This window comes from Actinomadura roseirufa, from assembly GCF_900659635.1.
GTDB lineage: Bacteria > Actinomycetota > Actinomycetes > Streptosporangiales > Streptosporangiaceae > Spirillospora > Spirillospora roseirufa.
Window position 1 is genome coordinate 1 of the sequence record NZ_CAACVB010000525.1, and the last position, 2,256, is coordinate 2,256.

2 protein-coding genes are annotated in these 2,256 nt (G+C 77.0%); both read right to left on the bottom strand.

The window, feature by feature from the left end; genetic code table 11:
• Positions 1-649, bottom strand: a 649-nt coding sequence (locus E1291_RS41090; protein ID WP_207401259.1) for a hypothetical protein, incomplete at its 3' end; no start/stop codon positions are given.
• A 5-nt stretch (positions 650-654) separates the two neighbouring features.
• Positions 655-2,256: DUF4132 domain-containing protein (locus E1291_RS41095; protein ID WP_131743426.1), on the bottom strand; the 1,602-nt coding region annotated here is incomplete at its 5' end.

The window sequence follows — 2,256 nt, forward strand, 5'->3', positions numbered from 1 at the left end:
GGCCGTACGGCGCGGCGGCCTCGGCGACCGGCCCGGGACCGCGGGACACGGCGATCAGGCGCAGCGCGTGCACGGCGTCGCGGCGCCGCCCCGGCTTCCCTCCCAGCGCGGCGGGCGTCAGGAGCGGCACGGCGGCGGTCCCGTGCCGGCCGAACCACGCCTCGGTCAGGTCCCGGGTCGTCGGCGCGCGATGCGCCCAGCGCGCCATCAGCAGTGCCACCTCCGCGTCCAGGAACGGCAAGAGGATCGCGGCGGCGTCCCGCCGGGCCGTGGCCGCGTGCAGCGCCGCGTCGCGGGCGTCGAGGCCGAAGCGTGCGACGACGGGCTTGAGCGGTTCGGCCATGTCCCAGCCCTCGGGCCGCCAGCCGGCCAGGTGCGGGCGGACGGCGTCCTCGGGAGCCCCCGCGAACAGGACGGCCAGGCGGCGGTCGTCGCGGAAGCCCGCCGCGTACGCGCTGAGGGCGTCTTCGAGCGCCTCGGGGGTGCAGGGGGCGGCGGGCCCGGTGGCCTCCCACTCGGCCTTCTCCCCCGGCTCCCAGCAAAGGAGACGGTCGGAGGGCGCCACGAGCCCCGGCACGATGTCGTCCTGCGGGGCAGGCGCGGGAGGCGGTGTCAGAGGAGCGAGCAGGGCCTCGGGAACGGTGGTCATCAGGGCTACTCCCTGCCGGTCAGGGCCGCGAGGTCGGCGAGGACCTCCGAGATGGTGACGGGGTCCAGGTCACCGAGCGCCAGAGCGCCGGGTCGCGGGGACGTGGTGCCGGGCGGGCGGCGGGTCTCGGTGTCGGGGACGAGGGTGACGGCCCGGAGGGTCTGGTCCGGCATCATGTCGGGGACGCCGACGACGATGCCGGGATCGAGGTCGATGACGAGGCGCCGGCCGCCGGGCAGGCCACGGGAGATCCAGCCCTCGATGCCCGCGTCCTGCGGGGCGCCGCGCTCCCAGCCGCGCCTGGTCAGGCCGAGGACCGCGCCGACCGGGACGGTGACGCCCTCGAACCGCTCCAGCCGGGTACCGCCGCGCTCGTCTCCGGCGAGTGTGCGGACGGGCCGCCCGAGCTGCGCGAACGGCTGCAGGATCGCGTAGTCGGCGAAGATCTCCCCCCAGGACGGCAGATCGGCGCCGAGATCGATCGGGTGCGCGACGCCCACGGCCGCGTCGGCGGGAAGCGCGAACGCGTCGTCGCCCGCGTCGGCGTACGTGCCGTCCTCGGCGACGCGGAACGCCGCCGTCCCCGCCGGGCCGTCGGCCAGCCACACCAGCCGCCGGACGATGTGCCGTACCAGCGGATGCGCGGCGAGCAGGTCGCGGAACTCCGCCGCGGACCAGCGGCGGCGCGTCACCATCGCCGTCTCCAGGCGGCGCAGCTGATCGGCGGCGACGTCACGGGCGTCCTTCTTGAGCGCGGTGAACGCCTTGTGGGCGGCGGGGGCCAGCGCCGGGTCGTCCTTGGCGGCGGGTTTGGGGAGGGCCTTGCGGCGCGCGCCGTCCTCGCCGGTGACGTAGGGGCGCAGCTGCTCGTCGAAGCCGACGACGAAGCGGCGCGGGCCGTAGTCGAGCGTCAGGGTGCCGTCCGCGTCCAGGCCGAGGTCGGGCACGAGGCGGTCGGCGAGCCGGTCGGCGGTCAGCCCCAGCGCGGCGGCGACCTCCTCGATCTTCTGCTGGGCGCGCGTCCGGAGCCCCTTGTAGCGCACCCGCTGGGCGATGCCGTTCAGATGCGCCAGCGCGACGTCGGAGCCGAGGGCGGCGAGGACGTCCAGGCCGATCACCGCCCTGGCGTGGCCGTCCTCGCCGGGCCAGGCGCGGATCCGGGGGGCGAGGCGGCGGACGGTCTCGTCGTCGCCGAGCATGCCGAGCTGGGTCAGCGCCCAGCTGTCGGCGGACGGGGCGCCGTTGGCCTCCCAGCAGCGGAACAGCGCCCAGCCGAACTCCGCCAGGGACTCGGCGTCGCACAGCTCCCGCACGACGCCGACGCCCGCGTAGACGTCGCCGGGCTTGGACATCGCGAGCATCGTCAGGACGTGCCCGGTCGCGGCGAGCGGCAGCGCGCGGGCCCGGTCGCGCAGGACGAGCTGCGGCAGCAGGCGGGGATCGGCCCAGTCGCCGACCACGGGGACCTTCGCGGGCAGGAGCTTTAGCGGGTCGGCCGACAGCAGCGCCGTCAGGGCCTCCGCCGCCGCGTCGCCGTGGACGCGGGCCGCCTCGGCGGTCGCCGCGGCGCCGTGCCGGGACGCGATGAGGCGCAGCGCGGCCTCGGC